The sequence below is a fragment of the Solwaraspora sp. WMMA2059 genome (genome assembly GCF_027497315.1).
In the GTDB taxonomy this organism is placed as follows: Bacteria; Actinomycetota; Actinomycetes; order Mycobacteriales; family Micromonosporaceae; genus Micromonospora_E.
The window spans coordinates 5,683,435-5,703,347 of record NZ_CP114908.1; the positions used below are offsets into that span (position 1 = coordinate 5,683,435).

A 19,913-nucleotide genomic window follows, 5' to 3' on the forward strand; every position below is an offset into this window, starting at 1 on the left:
GCCTGTGGAGGGAGCGGTGTGACCAAGGTTCTGTTCATCGCGGCGTGGGGACGCAGCGGCACCACCATCTTGGACAACATTCTGAACTCGTACGAGTCGGTCTTCACCGTCGGTGAGCTCACCTACCTCTGGCTCCGCGGGCTGCAGCAGCGCCGGCCGTGCGGCTGCGGCGTCCCGGTCCCCGAATGCCCGCTCTGGCAGGAGATCCTCCGCGCCGCGTACGGGGACGACCCGCCGTCGGCCGCCGAGGTGTATGCGCTGCAGCGGAGCGCGCTGCGGGTCCGCCACACGCCCACCCTCCTGCGCGCCCGGCCCGCCCCCGACGTCGAGCGCTACCGACGGCTGATGGCCTCGCTCTACCGGGCCGTCGCGGACGTCACCGGCGCCACGCTGATCGTCGACTCGTCCAAGTCGCCCGCCGACGCCGCGATGCTGTCGGGCGTCGCCGGGGTGCAGCCGTACCTGCTGCACGTGGTGCGCGACCCACGGGCGGTGGCGTACTCCTGGTCCCGGACGACCTCCCACCACGATGCCTCGACCCCCGGCCTGACCCACCACCACAGCCCGGCCGAGAGCAGCCGGCTGTGGCTCGGCTGGAATCTGCTGATCGAGCGGACCGCCCGCGCCTTTCCCGGCCGGCACCGACGGCTGCGGTACGAGGATTTCATGGTCGAGCCCCGGGACACGGTCGAAGGTCTGCTCCGCTTCGTCGGCCTGCCGGAGGAGGTCGTGTCACCGCCGGCCGGCGGGCCGTTCGTCGACCGGCGTACCGTGCGGTTGCGACCCAACCACACGGTCTCCGGCAACCCGAGCCGGTTCCGCACCGGCGAGGTGTCGCTGAAGTTGGACGATCGCTGGATCGACCAGCAGGCCCGGGGCCAGCGGCTGATCTCGACCACGGTGTCGATGCCGTTGCTGCCCCGCTACCGCTACCCGCTGTGGCCGGCTCTGCGCCGCACCGCCGACCCGGCCCACTGAGCACGGACCCGCCGGCCCGCCATCCAGGCAACCACCACCGTCGCCTTGGCCAGCGACCGTACGCCTGCCACCTCGACCGTCGTCGGCACCAGCGCGGCAGGTGTCCGGCGACGCCGGGACGGCCGGGGCATGCCGTTCGCCAGGTCGGTCACCTCGAACCCGGTGAGGTCCACGACGCCGACCTCCTCGGCAGGCACGTCGCGGTGCCCGTACACCGAGGTCACCGCGTCGAACAGCGGCTCGTCGGCGGACCGCACCCAGCGCGCCCGGCTGAGCGCCGCGGTCCGCCACAGCCGTACGCCGGCCTCCCGCGCCGGGTCCGCTCCGGGCTCGCCGACGTTGACCCGGACCACGCCGGCCTGGTGGCGGTCGGCGACGTCGATGAGGCGTCGCAGGGCGTCCGGTGCCAGGCCGTACGCGGCCGGCAGGTCCAGCAGGTACGGCGCGGGAAAGACGCTGCCGGGCCGCTCGGTGGCCAGCCGGACGCGTGGTTCACCCCGGTAGGTCGCGGTGATCAGTCGCAGGTCGCGCAGCGGGTCGGTGAGCACCCGTACCCGCGCGTCGTCGAGCTGATCCCATGGGCCGACCAGGGTGACCCGGATGTCGTGCTCGCTGCCGCACAGCACCGAGTCGACGGCCGCCCGTACCCGTTCCAGCGGCTGGTCACCGACTGCCGTGACCACCTCGACGAGCGGGACCGACCAGGACGTCCCGCCCACCTTGCGCCAGCTGCGTGGGTACGGGATCCGGTCGGCGAAGAACGGGCGGTTCCAGCGGGCGATCTCCTTACGGGCGCGCATCACGTGGGTCCGCCCCAGATGCCAGCTCCGCGCGGCCGGCTCCGGCACGAACACGGCACCCGCCTGGGCCAGCCGGTAGCCGAACTCGGTGTCCTCGCCCAGCCGCAGCTGCGCGTCGAACCCGCCGGCCCGCTGGTACAGCTCGCGGCGCAACGCGGCGGTCGCGCCGACGTGGATCTTGAACGCGTGATGGTCGGCGATGCGCAGCTGGTCGGTCTGGTTGACGTACCGCTCGACGTAGCTGTGCGGCTCACCTGGGTCGCCACCGAACAGGTCCGCTGCCGCGCCGCGAGCCAGCGTCCGCGCGACCGTCTCCGCCGACGGCCACCGCCCGTCGCCGTCCGGGTCGACGAAGCGCTTGTAGCCGAGGGTGACCGCGTACGGCAGCACATGCTGCCAGCGGACCTGGGCCGCCACATGCTCGGGAAAGGCGATCATGTCGGCGTCCAGCCAGTGCAGGATCTCGCCGGTGCTGTGCGCGACGCCGCAGCGCAGGGCGGCGGCCCGCCCCCAACCGGCCTCGCAGTCGGCACCGACCCGGACAATCTTCGTCCGCGCCGGCCGGACCTCGGGCAGGATCAACGGCGGGTCCGAGCCGTCGTCGGCCACGACGACCTCGAGCAGGTCCGCCGGGTACGTCTGCCGGCTCAACGACGCCAGCGTCAGATCCAACGTGGGCTGGCAGTTGTAGGCCGGGATGACGACGCTCACCGTCATCGTGGGCCGCCAGCTGTCCAGATCGGGTACGGCCACCGACGACCAGTCGTTGCGGACGACCCGTGGGACACCGCCCGCCGGCTGCCCGACTGCCCCGGAACCGTCGAGCGTCCCGGATCCGTCCGTTGCGGTTGATCCGTCTGCCTGCGCCACGGGCAGAAGTTAGCAGGGGAAGGTGACCACCGGACGACACGCACCGCACGTACGGCCGGCGGGGTGTCGCGCCGGCTTCAGCTGAACTGCGTACGCGGCCGTTGCTGGGCGACGCCGTCGACGTACAGGTCGACCTTTTCGCTGTAGAAGCAGGCCAGACCGGCGATCTTCTGGCTCTCCGGCAGCGGCGCGCGGTAGATCCAGACCAGGTCGTCGTACGTCCGCTCGCCGAGCCGCACCGACCAGTACTCGGCGGTACCCTTGTACGGGCAGTGGGTGCGGGTCTGCGACGGCATCAGCAGGTCCCGCCGCAGGTCGGTCAGGGGCAGGTAGTAGCGCGGCGGCAGCCCGGTCTCGAACAGGATCCGGGGCGAGCCGGAATCGGCCAGCGTCACCCCGTCCAGCTCCACCCGTACCCGCCGGCTGCTGGCCAGAATGTCTACCCGGGTGTACGGATCACGCGGGTGCGTGTAGACCAGCTCATCCTCCTCCAGCCAGTCGTCCATCGCCGCCCAGTCCAGCCGTACCGCGTCGCGTAGCTGCGGCAACGGTGAGTCGGGGTAGCGGCGGGCGGCTCCGGCGGCGGTCCGGCCGTCCCCGGTGACCACGTCGAGGATCTCGGCGGTGCCCCGGCTCGGCGACCGCTCGGTGGCGCCGGTCGCGACGAGTGCCGCGCGGACATCCACCGCCGGCAGGTAGTAGGTCGGATAGTAGGGCTTCTCCCAGACCAGCAGCGGGGCGGTCGTGTCGGCCACCACCTCGCCGTGCAGGTACACCCGGACCCGTTTCTGGCCCGGTTCCACCCGGACCGCGCCACGCCGGCCCGGGGCCGGGCCGGCGTGGGACGTCTCGTCTCCGCTGTCGGGTCCGTTCACCCCGGAATCGTCCATACCACCGGCAACGATCATCGGGGGGTGGATGTTTCCCGTTGGCGGAGTCCGGGCTGGGCTCCCGCAGGTCAGGGCTGAAGATCGTCGCAGATGTTGTGCGCGCTGCCGACGGTGAAGCGCAGCGTCCGGTACCCCGACTTGCTGACATCCACGGTGTAGATGCCGTTCGGGACGTACATGCCGCTCGGATAGTTGCCCTTTCCTTCGTGCATGCCCAGCAGGATCGGGCCCCAGACCCGCCAGGTCACGTTGTTGGAGTAGGAGCCGCCCGGCCGGATGTTCAGCACCGAGGTGCCGCTGATGTCCACCTCGACCGACTCCCCGGTAGACGTGTTGGTGACCCGGTAGATGAGCGCTCCGGTGTAGATCTCCCGCTTTGACGAGCCGTCCGGGTACGTCGCCAGCACCATCTTGACCACCCGGTCCAGCGGTGGTGCCGGCGACCTCCCGGGCCAGGTCGGTGAAGCGGGTCGCGTCGACCTGCCCGGCCGGCACCGCGTAGCCACCACCCTTCGTGGTGATTCGCACCCCGTACGGCGACAGGGCGGCCCGCAGCCGCCCGACGTAGGTGTGCACGGCACCGCGGGCGTTCGGCGGCGGTGCACCGTCCCACAGCAGGTCGGTCAGCCGATCGGTGGCGACCGGACGACCGGCTGCCAGCAGCAGGATGGCGAGCAGCAGGCGTTCCTGCCGGCGCCGGCCCACCGGTACCGGCCGGCCGTCCCGTACCACTTCGAAGTTCCCGAGCAGCCTGAACTCCATACTGGAAGGACGCCCCGGCCGGCCGGCTTCGATGTCAACCGCACCGACGGGTTTCACCTCGCGGTACCGTCGGCGACGTGACCGGATTCGCGGCGGTGGTGCTGGCCGGTGGCGCGGCCCGACGGATGGGCGGCGTCGACAAACCGGACGTACCGGTCGGTGGGGTGGCCATGCGGGACCGGGTGCTGGCCGCCGTCGCGGGCGCCGACCCGCGCGTCGTCGTCGGCCCGCTGGCCGACCCGCCGCCGGGTGTCCTGGCGGTACGCGAGGAGCCGCCCGGGGCCGGTCCGGTCGCCGCCACCGCCGCCGGCCTCGCCGCGCTCCCCGCCCCGGCCGCGTTCGCCGAGCCGACCGGTCTGGTCGCCGAGCCGGCCAGTCTGGTCGCGCTGCTCGCCGGCGACCTGCCGCTGCTCACCGCCGACGCGGTGGACCTGCTGACGCGGACCGTACGGGCGGGTGGTGTCGACGGGGCGCTCTACGTCGACACCACCGGCCGGCGGCAACTGCTCTGCGGTGTGTGGCGGACCGACCGGCTGCGTGCGGCGGTGGCCCGGCTCGCCGCACAGCGCGACGGCGGCCTCGTCGGGGCGTCGATGCGGGCGCTGCTCGGCAGCCTGTCCGTCGCCGAGGTGACCTGGCCCGGCGCCGGCGCGGCACCGTGGTTCGATTGCGACACCGACCAGGACGTCCGGCAGGCACGGGAGTGGGTCCGATGAGCGACACGGTGGGTGCGATGAGCGACACGATGACGAGCTGGGTGGCGTCGGCGGCCGCCGAACTCGGGCTCGACCCCGGCGAGGTGCCGGTGCCGGTGGTGCTGGACCTGGCCCGCGACGTGGCGCACAACGTGCTGCGACCGGGTGCGCCGGTCACCGCGTACCTGTTGGGGTTGGCCGTCGGCCGTGGCGCCGATCCGGTCGAGGCCGGTGCCCGGCTGGCCGCCCTGGCCCGTGCCTACGGTGACGGCGAGGAGGTCGGGCCGGCCCCGGGCGAGGTCAGGCCGGCTCCAGGCGGATGACGATCTGCTTGGACGTCGGGGTGTTCGACCCGGCGGCGGTGGAGCCCAGCGGCACCAGCACGTTCGCTTCCGGGAAGTACGCGGCCGCGCAGCCGCGCGCTGTCGGGTAACTCACCACTCGGAAGGCGCTCGCCCGGCGCTCGACCTGATCCGACCACTCCGACACCAGGTCGACCTGGTCGCCGTCGGTGAAGCCGAGCGCGGTCAGATCGTCCGGGTGGACGAAGACCACCCGGCGCCCGCCCCGGATGCCGCGGTAGCGGTCGTCGAGCCCGTAGATCGTGGTGTTGTACTGGTCGTGGCTGCGCATGGTCTGCAGCAGCAGCCGGCCCGGCGGCACCTCGATCACGGTCAACGGGCTGACCGTGAACGCGGCCTTGCCGGACGCGGTGGCGAAGGTCCGCCGGTCCCGGGGCGGATGCGGCAGCACGAATCCGTCCGGCTCGGCGACCCGGCGTTCGAAGTCGGCGAAGCCCGGTACGACGTCGGCGATGGTCGCCCGGATCGCCCGGTAGTCGCCCTGGTACGCCTCCCACGGCACCGGCGAGTCGGGCAGTGTGGCGCGGGCCAGCCGGGCGACGATCGCCACCTCGGAGAGCAGTTGGTCGGAGGCGGGGGCGAGCCGGCCCCGGGAGGCGTGCACTGCCGACATCGAGTCCTCGACGGTGACGAACTGGTCGCCGGCGGCCTGCCGGTCCCGTTCGGTGCGGCCCAGGCAGGGCAGGATCAGCGAGGTCGCGCCGGGCACCGTGTGCGAGCGGTTCAGTTTGGTCGACACGTGCACGGTCAACGCGCACGACGCCAGGGCGGCGACCGTCACGTCGGTGTCCGGGCTGGCGGCGGCGAAGTTGCCGCCGAGGGCCATGAAGACGCTTACCTCGCCGTCGCGCATCGCCCGGATCGCGCCGACCGTGTCCAGCCCGGTCGAGGTCGGCATCGGTACGCCGAGTCGCCGGCCGAGCGCCGGCAGCCAGGCCGGCGGCTCGTGCCAGATACCCATTGTGCGGTCACCCTGCACGTTGGAGTGTCCGCGCACCGGGCAGAGGCCGGCCCCCGGCTTGCCGATCATGCCGCGCAGCAGTTGCACGTTGACGATCTCGCGGATCGCGTCGACCGAGTCCTGCCGCTGGGTCAGCCCCATCGCCCAGCAGACGATGGTCGCGTCGGAGGCGGCGAACAGCTTCGCCACCTCGACGACCTGGGCCCGGTCCAGCCCGGTGGCGGCGGTCACCGCCGACCAGTCGAGCCCGGCGCGGGCGGCGTGGTACTCGGCGTACCCGCTGGTGTGGGTGTCGACGAAGTCGGTGTCGACCGCGTCGTCGGCGACCAGCAGCGCGCCGATCGCCTGGAAAAGCGCCAGGTCGCCGCCGATGCGGATCTGCAGGAAGTGGTCGGCCAGCGGGGTGCCGGCCCCGACCAGGCCGCCGGGGCGTTGCGGGTTGCGGAACCGCATCAGCCCGGCTTCGGGCAACGGGTTGACGGCGACGATGGTGGCACCGTCCCGCTTGGCCCGCTCCAGCGCGGAGAGCATCCGGGGGTGGTTGGTGCCCGGGTTCTGCCCGACGACGACGATCAGTTTCGCCCGGTGCAGGTCGTCCAGGGTCACCGAGCCCTTGCCGATGCCGATGGTGCTGAGCAGCGCCATGCCGGACGATTCGTGGCACATGTTGGAGCAGTCCGGCAGGTTGTTGGTGCCCAGCGACCGGGCGAACAGCTGGTAGAGGAACGCGGCCTCGTTGGAGGTGCGGCCGGAGGTGTAGAACGCGGCCCGGTCCGGGGAGTCCAGGGCCCGCAGTTCGTCGGCGATCAGCCGGAACGCGTCGTCCCAGCTGATCGGGGTGTAGTGGTCGGCACCCGGTCGGCGCACCACCGGGTGGGTGAGCCGGCCCTGCTGGCCGAGCCAGTGGTCGGAGCGGGTGGCCAGCTCGCTGATCGGGTGCTCAGCGAAGAACTCCGGGGTGACCCGGCGCAGGGTCGCCTCCTCGGCGACCGCCTTGGCACCGTTCTCGCAGAACTCGGCGTGCGCGCGGCGCTGCGCGGCCGGCTCCGGCCAGGCGCAGCCGGGGCAGTCGAAGCCGCCCGGCTGGTTGACCCGCGCAAGGGTGAGCGCGGTACGCCGTACACCCATCTGGGCGACGCCGGCGCGCAGCGCATGGGTGACGCCCGGCAGTCCGGCCGCGCTGGTCGCCGGCCGGTCGACCCGCAGGTCGCGGTCGCCGGCGTCGTCTCGGGGGGCGGAACGTGCCATGCCGCCACCTTCTCACGTGCTGCGATCCGCCGGCTACATCCGAAAGCGCAGGCCAGCGGCGGTACGGCAGCTACGGCCGGCCAGTGCCGGTTATCCGACGGCGGCTGGGGCTAGCCGGTGTGGTGGCTCACCTGGGTAGGGTGTGCGCACAACGAGACTGAGTTGATCATCGTGGGGGAGCAGGTGCCGGCAACAGGAGATCAGGCGTCCGGGAGTCAGCCGGCGGCGCACGAGCCGCTCCTGCTCGACGAGCCGAGCACGGCCGACCTGCGGGAGAAGGTGACCCAGGCGTGGCGGGACTTCGCCGCCGCGCTGGCCGCCATGCTGCCGACGCTGCCGGCAGGTGCACAGGTGGAGCTCACCCTCGATCCGACGGCGTCCGGCACCGGGGACGCGATCTACTCGGTGGATGTCTCGGTCGGCCTGCAGGACCGGTTGACCGCGTCGGCGGTGAGCAACGCCACCCTGCCGCCGGACTACCGGATGGGCCGGGACGCCGTCGCCGAGCTGGTCGCGCTCGGCTGGTCGCCGCCCGGGGTGGTGCCGGGTTGCGGTGACAACTTCGGGCTGGCCACGACGACCACCGACGTCGCCCGGCTGGCCTCAGTGATCACCCACACGCTGCGCCAGGTCTACGGTGCCCCGCATCCGGCCTTCGTCGTCTACTCGGTGAACGACGACAGCGACTCGCCGATCGAGGTCGAGCCGCTCGGCACCGCCCGACCGGCGTCGTCACTCGGTGACCATCTCGGGCTGCCGACCGGCGACTCGCTGCCTGACGACGGTGACGACGGTCCGGGTGACGCGCTGCCGCTCGACGACCGGGTCCGTACGGTGGTCGCGACGATGATGCGCAGCACCCCGGAGCACCTGCACGTGGACGCGGACGGCGACATCGGGATCCGGGCCGGCTCGGCGATGGTTTTCGTCCGGATCCGGGACAATCCGCCGCTGGTGGACGTCTTCTCACCGGTGCTGACCGAAGTGGAGCCGACCGAGCAGTTGTACGTGAAGCTGTCCGAGTTGACCAACCGGATGCCGATCGGGCGGCTGTACTGCACAAACGACACGGTGTGGGCGTCCGTGCCGGTCTTCGGCCGCAACTTCCAGCCCACTCATCTGATGCTCGCGGTGCAGGTGATGACCGGTCTCGCCGACGAGTTGGACGACCGGTTGCACGGCGAGTTCGGTGGCAAGCGGTTCTTCGGCGACGGGGACAAGCCGTCCCGGGGCGACGCCGGGGATCACCGCACCGGCATGTACCTCTGACCTGACCGGGCACTTGCCGGACAGGTCAGCGGGTCGGGCACGGGCCGGTCAGGCCGGTGGGTCGGGGACGGCGACCGGCGGCGGTGCGTCGACCAGCCGGGAGAGCACGATCATGCTCTTCGTGGCGGTGACGAACGACTCGGCCCGCAGCCGTTCGAGGGCCTGCTCCAGGTGCGCGATGTCGGCTGCCCGCAGGTGCACCAGGGCGTCTGCCTCGCCGCTGACCGTGTACGCCCCGACCACCTCCGGGTGCTGGCGGGTGGCCGCCGCGATCTGGGCCGGTGTGGTCCGCCCGGTACAGAACAGTTCGATGAACGCCTCGGTTGTCCAGCCGACGGCGGACGGGTCGACGACGGCGGTGAAGCCACGGATCACCCCGGCCGCCCGCAGCCGGTCGACCCGACGTTTGACCGCCGGGGCGGATAGCGACACCCGGGCACCGATGTCCGCGTAGGACGAACGGGCATCGGCCACCAGCGACGCAATGATTCGCTGGTCCACGGCGTCGATATGCAACGTTTAGCCCTCCAGGCGCAACGATAGAGACTTCTTATTGTGTGACAGCATACCTACTCTTGGTTCCCGTGACCGATGTGCGCGCTGCCGCCGGGCAGCCCCGGACCTACCTGATGTGTCCGCCGGAGCACTTCGCCGTCGAGTACGCAATCAATCCGTGGATGAACCCTCAGTTGCCGGTGGACACCGAACTCGCCGTCAAACAATGGGAAGGGCTACGCGAGACGCTGACCGGCATCGGGCACCAGGTTCGGCTGCTGCCGGCCCGCGCCGACCTGCCCGACATGGTGTACGCCGCCAACGGCGCCTTCTCGGTCGACCGCCTTGTATTCGGGGCCCGGTTCACCTACCCGCAGCGGGCCGCGGAGGCCATCGCGCATCGGGATTTCTACGAGGAGCTCGGCTGGCGGTACGTGCGGCCCACCGAGACCAACGAGGGCGAAGGCGACTTCACCTACCTGCCGGGAGCGTACGGTGGCACGATCCTCGCCGGCTACGGATTCCGTACCGACCCGGACGCGCACCGCCGGCTCCAGGAGACGCTGAGCCGGCCGGTTGTGTCGTTACGTCTGGTCGACCCGCACTTCTACCACCTGGACACCGCGCTGGCCGCCCTCGACGACGAGACCGTCGCCTACTACCCGCAGGCCTTCTCCCCCGCGTCGCAGCGGGTGCTCCGGCAGTTGTTCCCCGGCGCGGTGATCGCCGACCGGTCCGACGCGCTGGCCTTCGGGCTGAACTTGATCAGCGACGGCCGGTATGTGGTGGTCAACAGCGAGGCGACCAGGATGGCCGGCAAGCTGGCCGCCGCCGGCTACCAGCCGCTGCTGGTCGAGTTCACCGAGCTGCACAAGGGCGGCGGCAGCGTGAAGTGCTGCGTCGCCGAGCTGCGCGGCTGACCCACGGTTCCAGCCCAGTCCAGTCCGGCGCTCGGCTGACTGTGGCGCTCAGCCGAGCGTGGCGAGCTCGGTGATCAGCACGTTCGACAGCACCGGACCGTCGCGCAGCACCTCACGCAGGTACCACTTCTGCTGCGGCGTACGCGGCTGGTTGAACTGCCACAGCCCGCGCGGGCTGTCGATCTGTCCCACCCGGCCGAGCGCCAGGTTCAACTCCTGGGAGGTGACCCCCGATCCGGCGGATCGGATCGCCTTGTCCAGCACCTGGGCCGCGTCGTAGGACGACATCGCGTACGTGGTCGGCGATGCCCCGTACCGCTTGCGGTAGCCGGTAGCGAACTGCAGGTTGGCCGAATTGTCCAGGTCAGCCGAGTAGTTGAGGGCGGTGACGATGCCACTCGCCTCCTCGCCCAACTGGTCGATGACGTTGCCCTCGGTGAGGAAGCCCGGGCCGTAGATCGGACCTTCGAAGCCGGCGTCGCGCAGTTGCCGGATGAACTCGACCGCCGCCGAGCCGGTGAAGTGGCAGTAGACCGCCTCCGGATCCCGGAAGATCACCTCCTGGATCGGCTCGGTGAAGGTGTCCCGACCCGGATTAGGGGTGGCGTTGGCCCAGATGACCGCCCCGGAGATCCGCTCGTCGCTGGCGCCGAAGCCTTCCCGGAACCCCTGCACCACGTCGCGGCCGGCCGGCTGGTCGGCGGCGACAATCGCCACCTCGCCGTTGGCGGACACCTCTCGGGCCAGGTAGCCGCCGAGGGCGAGGCCAGGCTCGTCGGCGACGTACGAGGTACGCCAGATGTAGACGACGCTCTGCAAGCTGCGGGGCGAGGCGTTCGAGCCGACCAACGGCACCCGGGACTCTTCCACGGCGTCCCGGATGGCGAGCATCACCGCCGAGTTGGCCACCCCGGTGAGCGCCAGCACCTGCTGCTGGAGCAGCGAGTCGACCGCCGCCAGCCCGGACTCGGGGGTCTCCCCCTCGTCGGCGATCACCAGGTCGACCGGGCGGCCCCCCAGCCGCTGCTGGTTGGTGTCCAGGTAGAGCTGGAAGCCGTTGAGCATCTCGTCGCCGATCGGCTTGTAACCGCCGGTCTGCGGGACGATCAGCCCGATGCGTACCGGCCGGTCGCTGACCGGGCCGTCGTCTTCGCTCGAGTCGTCACCCGTACCGACGCTGCAGGCGCTGGCCAGCCCGGTGGCGCCGAGCGCGGCCAGCAGCTTCAGGGCTTGCCGACGGTCGATGTGAGGCACAGGGGTGGTCCTCTCCCATGGGTACGACGATCGGTCGCGCAGGCGGAGCACGCCGACGGTGGCGAGTTGGTCGACGGTCCACTCGGCGTTCTACCCGCTCGGCTGCGTCCAGTCAATGGTAGGTGATCTGCCGGTTCACGCCGCCGACGGGCGGGGTGATCGGAGAGCCGACGGGCGGCGTGAACCGGAAACCTGCGGGCGGCGTGATCGGAGAGCCGGCGGGCGGCGTGATCGGGGGACCGGCGAGCGGCCGGCCCTGGTGCTGCGTCAAGATGGAGCCTATGACCGAGACGTCAGGCTCCCCGGAAGAGACCAACGAGTCCGGCCCGGCGGCTGGCCGGCCCGGCGCGGTGGTGGTGGTCGGCCCGGACGGACGACCGGTCGGCACGGTGAACGTCGGCGGTGCCGGTGCCGCAGGTGCCCCCGGTGACGCCAGCGGGGCCACCGGTGCCGGCGACGAGCCGGTCGACCCGGAAGACCCGTCGCAGCTGATCGAGCAGCCGGCCAAGGTGATGCGGATCGGCAGCATGATCAAACAGTTGCTGGAGGAGGTCCGCGCCGCCCCGCTCGACGAGGCGAGCCGGCAGCGGCTGCGCGAGATCCACCGGCGTTCCATCACCGAGCTGGAGGACGGCCTGGCACCGGAGCTGCGTGAGGAGCTGGCCCGGATCTCGCTGCCGTTCGAGGACGGCGCCACCCCGAGCGAGAGTGAACTGCGGGTCGCCCAGGCCCAGTTGGTCGGCTGGCTGGAAGGGCTGTTCCACGGCATCCAGGCGGCGCTGATGGCCCAGCAGATGGCGGCGCGGCTGCAGCTGGAGCAGATGCGTTCCGGCGGGCGTCCGGCGCTGCCGGTCGGCCCGGGCGGGATGATCCCCGGCATGCCGGGGCAGCCGGGCCAGGCCGGTCAGCCGGGCGAGGGCGGCGGCACCCGCACCGGCCAGTACCTCTGACTCTGCGCCAGCAACTGCTCAAGGTACGCGGCTACCCCGTCGTCGGAGTTTGACGCCGTCACCGCGTCGGCGACCTCCTGCACCGCCGGGTGGGCGTTCGCCACCGCGACCGCCTGCCCGGCCCAGGTCAGCATCGGGACGTCGTTCGGCATGTCGCCGAAGGCGACCACGTCGGCGGCACCGATCTGCCAACGGGCGCAGAGCCAGGCCAGCCCGGCCGCCTTGGTGACCCCGGCAGCTGAGATCTCCACCAACCCGGACTTCGACGAGTGGGTGGCCTCGGCCAGCCCGGCGAGCGCTCCGGCGACGATCCGGACGAACACTTCCGGGTCATCGTGGCTGCTGCGGGCCAGCAGTTTCACCGCCGGCGCGGCGAGCAGCCGCGTCGAGTCGGTGACCTGCCGGGCGGTGGGGTGATCGCTGTTCCAGTGCGCCGGCCAGTCGGTGCCGTGCCGCATCAACCGGCCATCCTCCACCTCGACGGCGAAGACCACATCCGGGACTTCGGCGCGCAGTCGCCGGGCGACCTCGGCCATGATCTCCGGGGCGAGCGGGTCGGCGCGCAGCACGGTGTCGGTACGCGGCTCGTAGACCACGGCACCGTTCGCGCAGACCGCCGGCACCGGGGCCCGCAACTGTTCGTACACGGCCGGCAGCCAGCGCACCGGCCGACCGGTGACCAGCACCACCCGCCCGCCGCGCAGCTGGAACTCGTCGAGCGCAGCCGCGGTCCGGGCACTGAGCGACTTATCGGGCCGCAGCAGTGTCCCGTCGAGGTCGGTGGCGACCAGACGTGGATGCACTTCCATCTCCGGACAGTAGCCGGTCGAGGTAAATCGCTACGCCGTCATCATCATTACGCAGTGTAACCTCATCGGCGGCACGGCGTACTGTCGGATGGGCGTTCGACACCGCCACCCTCGACCACCCGGCCCAGGCGAACATCGGCAGGTCGTTGGGCATGTCACCGAAGACCAGCACGTCCGCCGGGTTGACGCCGAGCGACTCCGCGACGACCGCCAGGCCGCTGGCCTTGTCGACGCCGGGCGGACAGATCTCGATGAAGCCCAGCCCGGCCTGGGTGACCGTCGCCAGCGTCGGCGGGACGATCTGCACCGCGGCGGCGAGCAGCGCGTCGACGTCGTGCGACGGGGTCCGGGCGAACGCCTTGATCACGTCGGTGGCCAGGCACTGCTGCCTGGTACGGGCCTCGAACCGCTCCGGGTACCGCCACTGCGGGTCGAAGTCGCCCCACAGCGGCGCCTCGTGCTCGTCAGACGCTTCGACCATCACGATCAGCGGACCGACTGCCGCCTCCAGCTCGGTGATCAGCTGGGCCAGCACGTCGGCGGACAGCCGCTCGTCGCGCAGCACCCGTACACCGGTCGGGTCGCTCTGGTCGACCACCCGCCCGCCGCCGGCCATCACCAGATAGTCGGCGGCCCGGATGTCGTTGCGGGTCAACTCGATCAGCCGGGGTCCGCGGCCGGTCGCCCCGACGACCGGGATGCCGAGCGACCGGGCCCGGTCCAGCACCTCATGGGTGTACGCGGAGACGGTCTCGTCGCTGCGGACCAGGGTGCCGTCAAGGTCGGTGGCGATCAGCTTGGGTAGACCGGAGCGCGGCATGCTGTCCTCCTTGATCCCCGGGTCGACGGGTCGACGGGTCAGCAACCGTACCTCGCGTACCGTGACCTGGCCATGACGTGCGCGCGAAGACCGGATGCACACTGACCAGGGCCGGGACGCAGGCGGCGGGCGGACGGCATGGGCGGGGGCCGCGCGGTGCCGCGACCGGGCCGGGGTGACCAGCGACCACAGCCGACGTACGAGTAGGGTGCCTGGCGTGCATCCGCCGGCGTCGCACCGTCCCAGTCTGCTGAGACGAGCGCTGCAGGTCGCCGTGGTCGGTGCCTTCGCCGGATTCATCGGCTGGGCCCTCGCCAGCCAATGGTCGCAGGTCCGAGCCACCGCTACGGACCTGACCGTCCCCAGTCTGCTCCTGGCCACCGCCGGGGCCATCGTCGCGCTGTGGTGCAACTTCCTGAGCTGGCGGGCGATCCTCGCCGACTTCGGTAGCCGGATACCACTCGGTGCCGGCATGCGGGTCTTCTTTGTCGGACAGCTCGGCAAGTACCTGCCCGGCAAGCTGTGGCCGATGCTCACCCAGGCCCGGCTGGGCCGGACCTACCAGGTTCCCGGTCGATCCTCCGCAGCAGCGGCGCTGCTGGTCATGGCAGTCTCGCTCGGCACCGGCCTGCTCCTTACGGTGTGTCTGTTGCCGCTGGTGAGCCCGGCGGCCTTCGATCGCTACTGGTGGGCGTTGCTGGCCCTGCCGCTGGCCGCAGCGGGGCTCTGGCCTCCGTTGCTCAACCGGGGTCTGGCGATCGCCATGCGCCTGGCCCGCCGCGAGCCGATGCCGCGGCCGCTGTCGCTGAGCGGGATCGGCCAGTCGGTGCTCTGGTCGGTACTGGCCTGGCTGGCGTACGGCGGGCACATCTGGGCGCTGCTGCGGGGTCTCGGCGCAGCGGACGGCCCCCACCTGGTGTTCCTGTCGATCGCCGCGTTCGCCGGCTCCTGGGCGATCGGATTCCTGCTGATCGTCGCGCCGGCCGGGGCCGGACCTCGGGAGGCCGCGCTGGTGGTCATCCTCAGCGTGAGCGTGAGCCAGCCGATCGCTCTGGTCGCGGCCGTGGTGTCCCGGCTGTTGATGATCGTGGTCGATGTAGCCGCACCGGCGGTGGCGGTGCTGTTGGCCAACCGGTTCCCCGGCGGCGAACCTCGTCAGCCGGGCCTGGCTGACCGGACCGACGAGGTGGACAGCGCTCACCACAGCCGATCCGAACCTGGTTAGACTGCGCCCGTGCGCTGGCTGGTGTTCGGGACCTACGAAGCCCAACGTCATCCCCGCGTCGCCGTGCTAATCGAAGGTCTGCGAGCGGCCGGCGACGCCGTCATCGAGCTCAACGCCCCGCTGGGGCTGGACACCGCCGGGCGGGTCGCGATGCTGCGCCAACCCTGGCGGCTGCCGCTGCTCGCGGTCAAGCTGGCCCGTTGCTGGGCTTCGCTGGCCTGGCGGGCCCGCCGCTTCCGCCGGCCCGGGAAGGTCGACGCGGTTCTGGTCGGGTATCTGGGGCACTTCGACGTACGGCTGGCCCGCCGGTTGTTTCCCGGTACCCCGATCGTGCTGGACCATCTCGTCTCGGCCGCTGGAACGGCCCGTGACCGCGGTCTCGCCACCGGCGGTGGGATCAAGGGTCGGTTGATGCGTGCGATCGACGACGGCGCGCTCGGCAGCGCCGACCTCGTCGTGGTGGACACCACCGAGCACGCGGCTGCGCTGCCCCCTGCGGCAGCCGACAAGGGTGTGGTCGCGCTGGTCGGCGCCGGACGGGAGTGGTTCGCCGCCCGACGGCCGGATGCCGCTGAGGTGTCCGGCCCGCTGCGGGCCATCTTCGTCGGTCTGTACACCCCGCTGCACGGCACGGCGGTGCTCGGGGCAGCTCTGGCCGACCTCGCGGCGGACGAGTCGGTCGAGGTCACCATGGTCGGCACCGGCCAGGAGTACGCCGAGTGCCGCGCCGCCGCAGCCGGCAACCCTCGGGTTACCTGGATCGACTGGGCCACCCCCGACGAGCTTCCGGCCCTGGTGGCCGGGCACCATGTGGCGCTGGGCATCTTCGGCACCACCGACAAGGCCCTCAACGTCGTGCCGACCAAGGTCTTCCAAGGGGCCGCCGCCGGCTGCGCCGTACTGACCTCGGACACTGCGCCGCAGCGGCGGGTGCTCGGCGAAGCGGCCATCCTGGTGCCACCTGGCGATTCGACGGCGATCGCGGCCGAACTTCGGTCGTTGGCCGCGGACCGGCCTGCGCTGCGCCGATGGCAGCAGGCCGCCGGCCGCCGGGCCGACGAGAGCTTCCAGGCTGCCGCGGTGACCGAGCCGGTCCGGCAGCGTGCCGGCAGCCTCACGACGGCCGACAGGGTGGCGGGCCGATGAGCGCTCCGGGCCGACCACCGTTGTCCCCGCGCGCGGCACTGCGCTGGGACATCGTCCGCCGGCAGATCGCGGCCCTGCAGCCGACGAACATCCTGGAACTGGGCTGCGGGCTCGGAGCCGTCGGCACCTACCTGGCCGGCGCAGCGCCGTACACTGCGGTCGAGCCGGACGATCAGAGCTTCGCCGTGGCACACCAGCGGATCACCCCGCATGGCGGAACGGTGATCCACGGCGATCACCGCAAGGCGCCGGCCGGCACGACGTACGACCTGGTCTGTGCGTTCGAGGTGCTGGAGCACATCGAGGACGATGCCGCCGCGCTCGCGGCCTGGCTCCCGTTGGTCCGTCCCGGTCGGCAGCTGCTGCTGTCGGTGCCGGCCGATCCGCACCGGTTCGGTCCGTCCGATGTGTTGGCCGGGCACTACCGGCGGTACACCGCCGACCAGTTGCACGAGGTCCTCACCGCTGCCGGTGCCGAGCAGATCAGGATCATCCACTACGCGTGGCCGCTGGGCTACATCCTTGACATCGTACGCGACCGACTCGCTGCCCGGCGCACCGCGACCGCGGCGGAGAGCGCGCAGGACCGGACACACACCTCGGGGCGGCTTTTCCAGCCACGCGGAGCGCTGGCCGGAACACTGATCAGGGCCGCCGTTGCGCCGTTCGCGGCGGTTCAGCGGCTGCGCCCGGGGCATGGGCCAGGGCTGGTCGCCGTGGCGACCCGCCCCGCCGTCTCAGCCTGATCTAAGGTGCCGGCGTCTGTCGGATCAGTCGACGGCCGGCAGCGCCGATCGGATGTCCGCGACCCGCAAGAGGCCGTACCGGCCCTCGGTGTCGACCACCGGCACCGACTCCGGCACCCATCCTTGACGCAGGTCGGTGCGGAAGAGGATCAGATCATCCGGTTGTGCCTGCGACAGCACGTCGGGACTCATCACCGCCGGTGGCAGATCCCAGTAGTAGGCGACCCACCGGGGGGTGCTGATGTTCATCACCCAGGCACGCTGCTGCTGGGGACCAGGGGCGTAGGCGTCGACCAGCCGGCCGGCGTCAGCTGGCTCGTAGACGTAGTCCCGGGCCGTCGGCCCCAGAGCTATCGCCCCGAAGGCGACCGACAGGCCGACCCCGGCCGCGATACCGGCGCTCGCCGACACCAGCGTCGGGACACGCCGCACGATGAGATCGAACAGGGCGCCCATCGCGACCACACCGGGAATGAGCACCGGGTAGGCCCAGTAGTCGTGGATGAACGACCCGTTGTTCAGCCCGATCACCCACGCCCCGACGAAGGCGAGCGTGACCAGCAGGTAGAACCGGGTCCGCCGGACGAACAGACCGGCGACGGCGGCGATCGGGAAAATCACCAGGTACCAGGTGGGCAGCAGCTCGGTCGCGTAGTCGCGCTGGCGGACCAGGAACTGTCGGGCGGTGAACCCCCCACCAGCCGTACGGAACTCGGTCTGGCTGGTCAGGTCCTCCATACCGCTGACCCCGACGATGAAGGCGAGGCTGACCAGGACGCCGAGCACCATGCTGGCTCCGACCGCGACGGTCACCCGGTCCAGCCGGCGGGCGGCAAACAACCACAGGCCGAGAACCGCCGCCAGGCCGATCCCTGGCCAGGACGCCAGGGTCGCGAGCAACGCGGTGACACAGGCACAGACCACCAGCCAACGCGGTGGATCGGCACGCTTGCGTAGTGCAACGATGGTGGCGGACATGGCCAGGATCAGCCCCATGTCGAACATCAGCGGGCTGTACAACCAGAAGAACCCGGTCGCCGCCATCGTCCCGACCGCGACAAGGGTGGGGATCCAGGCAATCGCAAATGCCCGGAGCAGTGCCGCAGCGGCCGGCACCACCAGGAGGCCAAGCAGGAACGGGCCGATCAGGATCTCGTACGCGCCACTACCCGGCAACAGACCGAAGGTGGCGTCGAGCATGTTCAGCAGCGGCGGATGATGTGCGTACGCCTGGTCGCTGTACGGCGACCAGTCGGCGCTGAACGACGAGCCAACCAGGCCCTTTTCCTGCAGATTGCGCAGGTGCAGCCCGTGCCGGGCGAAGATCCGCCCAACGTGGTTGTCGCCGAACGGCAGCGCCAGCTGCGGTATCCAGGTCGCCGCCACCACAGCGGTGATCGCGGCGACGCCGAACCAACCCCACCGATCGACCCGCTTGACCGTGGCTCCCCCCTCGGTGGGGGCCGGGCCCGGTTCCGTCGGGCTACCGGACCGGCCGGTCAACTGCTCCGGCGGATGCTTGTCGGAACCGTTCCCGGGCTGCTCACCGGGGTGGGCAAGTTGGTCGGCCGCACTGGAACCGGGCGAGGTCATCCGTCGGACCGCGATCGCACGATGAGGTCGGCGAGTAGCGCCACCGCCCCGATGATCAGCGCGGTCATCACGATCATGATGGTGTTCGTCGCGATCCTGACCGGGTTGGCCACGACGTCGTAGATCACCTTGCCGATACCGAGGGCGAGCAGCCACAGGGCCGGCGGCATCAGCACCTTGAGCGGGTTGAAGTACATCACCATCCGTAGGACCTGCAGGATGTAGCGGTAGGCGTCCTTGACGAAGTGGAACTTCGACGAGCCGGAGCGCTTGGCGTAGTCGATCGGCAGGTACCGGACCTCGTGCTGGTTGTGCAGGAACGCCATGGTGATGGTGGTGACGCAGGAGAAGCCGGGGGGCAGCAGACGCAGATACGGCAGGGCAACCTGCCGCCGGAACGCCCGTAGACCGGAGTTGAGGTCTGGAATCGACGTTCCGGTCAATCCTTCCGCCACCTTGCGGATGAGCCACTTCGCCGGGACCCGCAGCACCTTGTGCGTGCCCTGTTCGCTGGTCCGGGCACCGACCACCTGGTCGATGGCGGGTTCCTTTTCGAGCATCTGGACCAGTTCGGGGATCCGCTCGTTGGGGTACGTCATGTCGGCGTCGGTCCATACGACGATCTCGCCACGGGCCTGCTGGCTGCCGATCCGACGTGCGGTGCCGGAGCCGCCGTTGCGGTGGAACGGCATCAGCCGAAGATGCGGGAATCGCGTCTGGGCTTCCTGCAGAACCTGCAGGGTATGGTCGGTGGAAGCGTCGTCGATGGCCAGCAGCTCGTACTCGTAGCCACTGTTGTCCATCGCATCTGTGATCCGTTCGATCTCCCGGATTACGTGGTCTTGCTCGTTGTAGCAGGGAAGTACGATAGTCACGTCGAGGGGCTGGCCGGAATTGCCACGGCTGACCTCGCCGTTCGGCTCGGTCACCGGCCAAACACTCGTTCCTGGCCGTGCGAACCGGCTCGTCACCGTCATGCGAGTCTCCGAGGTCGTGGAGCGACATTGGCGGGAGTGTGCTTCCCGCTTCGCAATGCGTCATGATACCCGACCGGCCTGCTCTGACCTGCCTTTTGCCACCTCGCCGAGGTGGGGCACCTGACTGCGGCTACCCAGGGTGG

At 71.1% G+C, this 19,913-nt stretch carries 18 protein-coding genes and 2 pseudogenes; 9 read left to right on the plus strand and 11 right to left on the minus strand.

Annotation, left to right across the window (positions count from 1 at the left end):
• Positions 1 to 18 precede the first annotated feature (18 nt).
• A complete protein-coding gene (locus O7553_RS26115) occupies positions 19 to 978 on the plus strand; it encodes a sulfotransferase (RefSeq protein WP_281552234.1) in 960 nt (319 codons plus the stop codon).
• On the opposite strand, the gene O7553_RS26120 is transcribed toward O7553_RS26115, so the two are convergent.
• The 4 genes and pseudogenes from O7553_RS26120 to O7553_RS26135 form a co-directional block, all read right to left on the minus strand.
• Positions 930 to 2,648: a glycosyltransferase family 2 protein gene (locus tag O7553_RS26120; protein ID WP_281552235.1), complete on the minus strand. Its 1,719-nt coding sequence runs from the start codon at positions 2,646 to 2,648 to the stop codon at positions 930 to 932. The two genes, O7553_RS26115 and O7553_RS26120, sit on opposite strands and share 49 nt — an antisense overlap.
• 77 nt (positions 2,649 to 2,725) lie before the next feature.
• Positions 2,726 to 3,523 (minus strand): DUF427 domain-containing protein, encoded by a 798-nt coding sequence (locus O7553_RS26125; protein ID WP_281555756.1) that lies wholly within the window; start codon positions 3,521 to 3,523, stop codon positions 2,726 to 2,728.
• Positions 3,524 to 3,606: 83 nt separating this feature from the next.
• Entirely contained in the window at positions 3,607 to 3,948 is a 342-nt protein-coding gene (locus tag O7553_RS26130; protein WP_281555823.1) for a hypothetical protein, read from the minus strand.
• 97 nt (positions 3,949 to 4,045) lie between these two features.
• Positions 4,046 to 4,300, minus strand: a pseudogene (locus tag O7553_RS26135) (winged helix-turn-helix domain-containing protein); the annotation flags it as partial.
• A 77-nt stretch (positions 4,301 to 4,377) separates the two neighbouring features.
• On the opposite strand from O7553_RS26135, the gene O7553_RS26140 reads away from it, so the two are divergent.
• Both O7553_RS26140 and O7553_RS26145 read left to right on the plus strand, forming a co-directional pair.
• Positions 4,378 to 5,016 carry an NTP transferase domain-containing protein gene (locus tag O7553_RS26140; protein WP_281552236.1) on the plus strand — a complete coding sequence of 213 codons (639 nt, stop codon included), beginning with the start codon at positions 4,378 to 4,380 and terminating at the stop codon, positions 5,014 to 5,016.
• Positions 5,017 to 5,033: 17 nt separating this feature from the next.
• Positions 5,034 to 5,318 (plus strand): DUF6457 domain-containing protein, encoded by a 285-nt coding sequence (locus O7553_RS26145; protein ID WP_281555757.1) that lies wholly within the window; start codon positions 5,034 to 5,036, stop codon positions 5,316 to 5,318.
• Here the strand turns inward: O7553_RS26145 and O7553_RS26150 are convergent.
• Positions 5,296 to 7,566, minus strand: a complete 2,271-nt coding sequence (locus O7553_RS26150; RefSeq protein WP_281552237.1) for an FdhF/YdeP family oxidoreductase — start codon at positions 7,564 to 7,566, stop codon at positions 5,296 to 5,298. The genes O7553_RS26145 and O7553_RS26150 overlap by 23 nt on opposite strands.
• 171 nt (positions 7,567 to 7,737) lie before the next feature.
• Here O7553_RS26150 and O7553_RS26155 point away from each other — a divergent pair, with 171 nt between their 5' ends.
• Positions 7,738 to 8,835 carry a hypothetical protein gene (locus O7553_RS26155; protein WP_281555758.1) on the plus strand — a complete coding sequence of 366 codons (1,098 nt, stop codon included), beginning with the start codon at positions 7,738 to 7,740 and terminating at the stop codon, positions 8,833 to 8,835.
• A gap of 48 nt (positions 8,836 to 8,883) precedes the next feature.
• Here O7553_RS26155 and O7553_RS26160 read toward each other — a convergent pair whose 3' ends face one another.
• Positions 8,884 to 9,351, minus strand: a complete 468-nt coding sequence (locus O7553_RS26160) for an Lrp/AsnC family transcriptional regulator (protein WP_281552238.1) — start codon at positions 9,349 to 9,351, stop codon at positions 8,884 to 8,886.
• 68 nt (positions 9,352 to 9,419) lie between these two features.
• On the opposite strand from O7553_RS26160, the gene ddaH reads away from it, so the two are divergent.
• Positions 9,420 to 10,250 carry a dimethylargininase gene (ddaH, locus tag O7553_RS26165; protein WP_348650032.1) on the plus strand — a complete coding sequence of 277 codons (831 nt, stop codon included), beginning with the start codon at positions 9,420 to 9,422 and terminating at the stop codon, positions 10,248 to 10,250.
• Between the two features lie 48 nt (positions 10,251 to 10,298).
• On the opposite strand, the gene O7553_RS26170 is transcribed toward ddaH, so the two are convergent.
• Entirely contained in the window at positions 10,299 to 11,504 is a 1,206-nt protein-coding gene (locus O7553_RS26170) for an ABC transporter substrate-binding protein (protein ID WP_281552239.1), read from the minus strand.
• A 281-nt stretch (positions 11,505 to 11,785) separates the two neighbouring features.
• Here O7553_RS26170 and O7553_RS26175 point away from each other — a divergent pair, with 281 nt between their 5' ends.
• Positions 11,786 to 12,454, plus strand: a complete 669-nt coding sequence (locus tag O7553_RS26175; RefSeq protein WP_281552240.1) for a bacterial proteasome activator family protein — start codon at positions 11,786 to 11,788, stop codon at positions 12,452 to 12,454.
• Here the strand turns inward: O7553_RS26175 and O7553_RS26180 are convergent.
• Entirely contained in the window at positions 12,409 to 13,263 is an 855-nt protein-coding gene (locus O7553_RS26180; RefSeq protein WP_281552241.1) for an HAD family hydrolase, read from the minus strand. The two genes, O7553_RS26175 and O7553_RS26180, sit on opposite strands and share 46 nt — an antisense overlap.
• Before the next feature lie 4 nt (positions 13,264 to 13,267).
• A pseudogene (locus O7553_RS26185) lies at positions 13,268 to 14,083 on the minus strand (HAD family hydrolase); the annotation flags it as partial.
• Positions 14,084 to 14,300: 217 nt separating this feature from the next.
• On the opposite strand from O7553_RS26185, the gene O7553_RS26190 reads away from it, so the two are divergent.
• The 3 genes from O7553_RS26190 to O7553_RS26200 are packed head-to-tail and all read left to right on the plus strand — an operon-like array spanning position 14,301 to position 17,200.
• On the plus strand, positions 14,301 to 15,308 hold the full coding sequence (locus O7553_RS26190; RefSeq protein ID WP_281552242.1) for a lysylphosphatidylglycerol synthase domain-containing protein: 1,008 nt from the start codon (positions 14,301 to 14,303) through the stop codon (positions 15,306 to 15,308).
• A gap of 9 nt (positions 15,309 to 15,317) precedes the next feature.
• Entirely contained in the window at positions 15,318 to 16,454 is a 1,137-nt protein-coding gene (locus O7553_RS26195) for a glycosyltransferase (protein WP_281552243.1), read from the plus strand.
• Positions 16,451 to 17,200, plus strand: coding sequence for a methyltransferase domain-containing protein (locus tag O7553_RS26200; protein ID WP_281552244.1), 750 nt, complete (start codon positions 16,451 to 16,453; stop codon positions 17,198 to 17,200). Before O7553_RS26195 ends, O7553_RS26200 begins: the two co-directional genes overlap by 4 nt.
• A gap of 24 nt (positions 17,201 to 17,224) precedes the next feature.
• Here the strand turns inward: O7553_RS26200 and O7553_RS26205 are convergent, their stop codons facing one another.
• Complete coding sequence (locus O7553_RS26205) at positions 17,225 to 18,793, minus strand: hypothetical protein (protein WP_281552245.1); 1,569 nt, start codon at positions 18,791 to 18,793, stop codon at positions 17,225 to 17,227.
• Positions 18,790 to 19,668: a glycosyltransferase family 2 protein gene (locus O7553_RS26210; protein WP_281552246.1), complete on the minus strand. Its 879-nt coding sequence runs from the start codon at positions 19,666 to 19,668 to the stop codon at positions 18,790 to 18,792. The genes O7553_RS26205 and O7553_RS26210 overlap by 4 nt, the downstream gene beginning before the upstream one ends.
• Between the last annotated feature and the right edge of the window lie 245 nt (positions 19,669 to 19,913).

Excerpts from the sequence above, each read along its gene's own strand:
- O7553_RS26130 (WP_281555823.1), bottom strand. The coding sequence starts at position 3,948 with ATGGTGCTGGCGACGTACCCGGACGGCTCGTCAAAGCGGGAGATCTAC.
- O7553_RS26145 (WP_281555757.1), top strand. The coding sequence starts at position 5,034 with ATGAGCGACACGATGACGAGCTGGGTGGCGTCGGCGGCCGCCGAACTC.
- O7553_RS26150 (WP_281552237.1), bottom strand. The coding sequence starts at position 7,566 with ATGGCACGTTCCGCCCCCCGAGACGACGCCGGCGACCGCGACCTGCGG.
- O7553_RS26175 (WP_281552240.1), top strand. The coding sequence starts at position 11,786 with ATGACCGAGACGTCAGGCTCCCCGGAAGAGACCAACGAGTCCGGCCCG.
- O7553_RS26180 (WP_281552241.1), bottom strand. The coding sequence starts at position 13,263 with ATGGAAGTGCATCCACGTCTGGTCGCCACCGACCTCGACGGGACACTG.
- O7553_RS26200 (WP_281552244.1), top strand. The coding sequence starts at position 16,451 with ATGAGCGCTCCGGGCCGACCACCGTTGTCCCCGCGCGCGGCACTGCGC.
- O7553_RS26205 (WP_281552245.1), bottom strand. The coding sequence starts at position 18,793 with ATGACCTCGCCCGGTTCCAGTGCGGCCGACCAACTTGCCCACCCCGGT.